Origin of the sequence: Vibrio sp. 99-70-13A1, assembly GCF_013114625.1 — a bacterium.
Taxonomy (GTDB): domain Bacteria; phylum Pseudomonadota; class Gammaproteobacteria; order Enterobacterales; family Vibrionaceae; genus Vibrio.
Window position 1 is genome coordinate 1 of the sequence record NZ_VTXD01000073.1, and the last position, 4,028, is coordinate 4,028.

Genomic DNA, 4,028 nt, shown 5'->3' on the forward strand with positions numbered 1-4,028 from the left:
CTCCAGCAGGGTTTCCTTTGAATGCTTCACTTGTAAATGAATCAACCTGATAGATATCTAAGTCCATTTGGTTCTCCGAATTTAATAAAGTCGTATAACGCCGCATTAAGTGGTGAACAACGCGACCACCTAAGCTTAAACCTTGCCACATTTAGCACTAAAGCTGACCTGAACTGAAATTGCCAAGCGTTGAGAATCCGTCTTAAATGCTTTGTTATGTTTTAGCACAATTCATTGATTTACTTGGCAAAGAACTGCAATGCAACCCTAGATTTCTGAACCAAATCACAAGCTCGGACTCACTTGACCGCCAGATGCGCAAAACTAAAAACGAGTAAGCCCACTTCCCTGATAATGAGGCAACTCGATCAAGCCTCAACAAGCACCCTTTCTTGGCAAAAGCAGCGTAAAACAATGGCAATTTGCCGACTCAACTACCAAGGTTATTGGCTGATTGAGAAATACGCCCGAAGCGACTTTGAGCCAGAGAAACAAGATGACCAAACCACCCGAAAATTCGAATGAAGCAACCCGCGAACTTTGGCATGTTTTACGGGTTAAGTGATTCAAGAATTTCGGCAGACAATATGGATTTACTGAGACTACTCAGAACGAATGCCTAAATGGGCAAAGAACGATTGGAAGGCACTTAAGCCATTGAAACCTCAGTAAAACATAACGCCGCATTAAGTGGTGAGCAACGCAGACCACCGAACCTAAACTATTGTGCCGTAAACACTAAATTCAAAGCAAACCGAAAATGCCGAGCGTTGGGAATCCGTCTTAAATGCTTTGTTATGTGCGTACTAAACGGTACCGCCTTACCGTACCCTCGTTTTCATCGGTGTAGTTACCAAGGTATGCACCACCACAGTTTTCAATAACCTTTTGTGATGCGGGATTATCAACTGAACAGGTAACAATAACTGAGTCCGATACGACATTGTCACGAACCCAAGTAAGAAGGAATGAAGCAACACCCTTACCACGAGCTGATGGTCTAGTCTCGTAGCCAACATGACCTATTACATTTTCTACGCTCTCATTAGTTCCTTTACGAACTCGAATAGAACCTAAGATTTCAGAGTTCGCTACACAATAGTAAGTTGTACTTGGCAAATACCCATTTGGTAATTCAGAACTAGCCTTAGAACGTTCAACCAAACCCAACAAATAAGCCTCTGGATTTTGCTCAACGCCTGAGTACTTTGGGATGCCCGAATCTAAGCACTCTTTCGCGTAACTAGTTAATAATTGAACTAAATCGGGACTAGCTTCTAATACTTCCATGTCCAATTTCCTCCTAAGCACATAACGCCGCGTTAAGTAGTGAGCAACGCCTCCACCTAACCTAAACCATTGCACCGTAAACACTAAAGCTGATTCAAACCCAAATTGTCAAGCGTTGCGAATCTGCCTTAAACGCTTTGTTATATTCCCCAAACACTTAACTCAAAGTCATTTCGACAAAACGAAGTGTGATTAAACTCCGCAATTACACCACAGTCTAGATCTGAACCAACCCACCCAAAATCGAAAGTTTCATTTTCACTTGTAAATGACTCAAGCTCACTTAGAAAAAGAAGTAGATCTGAAAGTTTAACCTTATAATAAGGTCCATCGGTGGCAAAGAATAACCAGCCTTCATGGTCTCGCGAAGGAAATTTTCTCAGCGTACCAAAAAGATCACTCCAATGCTTAAAGGTAATATTTTTCCAACTTTCGATAGGACCTCTAGTAGTTGTCTGGGTATCTGTTTCTTGATCCCAAGTTGAAAAAGCCGCATAGCGTAAACAATTTCCATCACTAGAGAAATCTACTTGCTCTAAATATCTAGCCAATAACTCAGGAAGCAGAGAAAGTAGCGTCTCTCTGCTTCTCCGATTTCGATTTTCTTTAAGCTTTTGCTCAATTTTGTTCATAATTCACCCGGGAATATAACGCCCAATTAAGTAGCTGACAACGCTACCAATACACTCCAATTTACCACCATAATCACTGAAGCTAAACCGAGTTGAAAATGCCACGCGTTGACAGTCTGCTTGAATTGCTTGTTATGTGAATTTTACTCGTACTTCTTACCCTTGTGTTTTAACCAACCGTTTGTGTGTCTATTATTTGGATCATGGTGGGTCCAGTGCATTACGCCACCTTTTTGATTCCATTCATATTCACCATAGAACTGAACTCGATCGCCTACTTCTAGGTTTGGAATTCTAGAAGCTAAATCAATATTGTGAGCAACAAGTAAGGTTTGTTTACTGTCTAATTTTAGTATGAATTTTTGGTGCCTACTTCCATCGTTATCATCACGTAACAAACGAATAACTGTACCTGAGCCTTTAATTTGAACGTCACTTTGATGATTTTCATAGGCTTGCTTTAACTCACGATCATTAGCTTGAGCACCAATTGAGATTAAACATAAGATTGATATAAATATAGCGATGAGTTTTTTCATAATACTCAATGTCTCCAATTCACATAACGCCGCGTTAAGTAGTGAGCAACGCTACCACCTTACCTAAATCATTACACCGTAAACACAAAACTCGACTTTGAACTGAAAATGCCAAGCGTTGGGAATCTGTCTTAAACGCTTTGTTAGTGTTTTGTGTACGCGTTTGTTCTAACACGGCGCTCTATTTCACGTTCAATCAAGCTATAGGCATAACGTCTATCGCCGCCCTCGATTGAGGTAACTTCATTGCCATTGCAACTTTCACAAAACAACTTGGTATATGGAAGACCGTATAAATGATCACGCATATTACTTTCGGCATACACTAATTCACCATCGCAATATGGACAAAAGCTCTCTAAGTTATGTATTTGCCCATTACTCCATGACCAGCGCCACTTTGCATTACGAATTATATCTTCATTGTATTTGTAATGTTCTGGGGAGGCTTGCTTCTGAAAAAATTTAGAAAACAACACCACAACCCCAGAAACAATAAACGGTACAAGAAAAAGCCACTGCCAACCAGCAATTGAATATTCACTAAGCAGAATACCCGAAAACCAACTCTTTACACCATGAAACCAACCAAATATGGAATCAAGCCAGGTGTCAGGTTTAGGCATAACCATCAAGATTACGCCAGCTACTACTGAAGCTACAATCCCCTTTTTAATACTCATATGTCTCCTAAAAACACTAACGCCCAATTAAGTAGCTGACAACGCTACCAATACACTTAAATCTACCACCTTAATCACCGAAGCTAAACCGAGTTGAAAATGCCAAGCGTTGGCAGTCTGCTTAAATTGCTTGTTATGCTACTGCTGATTTCGGACCCATTTCTTTTTGTCTTCAGCAGAACGAACAATCTTATTAGACTTGGAAAGCTCATTGACTGCCTTTGTAAAATTAGGCTTAGACAAACCTAATTTAGTTTGCAAACTTGCATCTAGGGAGCATGGTTCTTTTAAAGCTGCGTAGATTTTTGCTTCAGGCGTTTGAACCATAGATTTCGTGATTATTGGAAGTGATACAATTTTATTCTCTTTAGTCCGTATAACACGACTTTGAGCACCTAGCTGCAAACACTGAAATTCAAATGCAGAAGCTAGACTTTCATCATTACTATAAAGTTCAAAATTTACAGACCCCAATTGCTTTTTATCAATAGCGCAAAGGACACGAGATAAATAACCTATTATATAAAAATCAGCTTGGTTCTGACCGCTTGGGTATCCGGACAAATAAAGAAATAACGACTTTTCACAAACTAATTTAATTGTTTCAGATTTAGAGAAAACAAAAACTTTATCAAATGCTGATACTGCTAATTTTTCGATTTCCTTTAAACCTACATTTTCCGCATCAACAAATACCATCTTCATTCTATAAACCCTTACCTTCTATGTAGTTAACAAACATACAAAATACCGAATCAAAGCATGAATATCAATAAAGTAGCTTGGATTCAAGTACGAAGTGCGACACCTCTGAACATAAAAACAGTAAGGTGCGATAATCATGAAGTTTGCTCCCGCCAAGAAGTAAAAAACATGAAATACAC

At 39.4% G+C, this 4,028-nt stretch carries 5 protein-coding genes; all 5 read right to left on the minus strand.

The window, feature by feature from the left end; translation table 11 throughout:
- Positions 1 to 795 precede the first annotated feature (795 nt).
- The 5 genes from F0226_RS22045 to F0226_RS22065 all read right to left on the minus strand — a co-directional run bounded on the left by F0226_RS22045 (position 796) and on the right by F0226_RS22065 (position 3,849).
- A complete protein-coding gene (locus F0226_RS22045) occupies positions 796 to 1,290 on the minus strand; it encodes a GNAT family N-acetyltransferase (RefSeq protein WP_171737641.1) in 495 nt (164 codons plus the stop codon).
- A 140-nt stretch (positions 1,291 to 1,430) separates the two neighbouring features.
- Positions 1,431 to 1,922 (minus strand): hypothetical protein, encoded by a 492-nt coding sequence (locus tag F0226_RS22050; protein WP_171737642.1) that lies wholly within the window; start codon positions 1,920 to 1,922, stop codon positions 1,431 to 1,433.
- A gap of 143 nt (positions 1,923 to 2,065) precedes the next feature.
- The gene (locus tag F0226_RS22055; RefSeq protein WP_171737643.1) at positions 2,066 to 2,461 is read right to left on the minus strand and encodes a DUF3465 domain-containing protein; all 396 of its coding nucleotides are present in this window, start codon (positions 2,459 to 2,461) and stop codon (positions 2,066 to 2,068) included.
- A 143-nt stretch (positions 2,462 to 2,604) separates the two neighbouring features.
- Complete coding sequence (locus tag F0226_RS22060) at positions 2,605 to 3,144, minus strand: hypothetical protein (RefSeq protein ID WP_171737644.1); 540 nt, start codon at positions 3,142 to 3,144, stop codon at positions 2,605 to 2,607.
- A gap of 138 nt (positions 3,145 to 3,282) precedes the next feature.
- Positions 3,283 to 3,849, minus strand: a complete 567-nt coding sequence (locus tag F0226_RS22065) for a hypothetical protein (protein WP_171737645.1) — start codon at positions 3,847 to 3,849, stop codon at positions 3,283 to 3,285.
- Between the last annotated feature and the right edge of the window lie 179 nt (positions 3,850 to 4,028).

Coding starts and splice junctions, on each gene's coding strand:
- F0226_RS22045 (WP_171737641.1), bottom strand. CDS start 1,290: ATGGAAGTATTAGAAGCTAGTCCCGATTTAGTTCAATTATTAACTAGT.
- F0226_RS22050 (WP_171737642.1), bottom strand. CDS start 1,922: ATGAACAAAATTGAGCAAAAGCTTAAAGAAAATCGAAATCGGAGAAGC.
- F0226_RS22055 (WP_171737643.1), bottom strand. CDS start 2,461: ATGAAAAAACTCATCGCTATATTTATATCAATCTTATGTTTAATCTCA.
- F0226_RS22060 (WP_171737644.1), bottom strand. CDS start 3,144: ATGAGTATTAAAAAGGGGATTGTAGCTTCAGTAGTAGCTGGCGTAATC.
- F0226_RS22065 (WP_171737645.1), bottom strand. CDS start 3,849: ATGAAGATGGTATTTGTTGATGCGGAAAATGTAGGTTTAAAGGAAATC.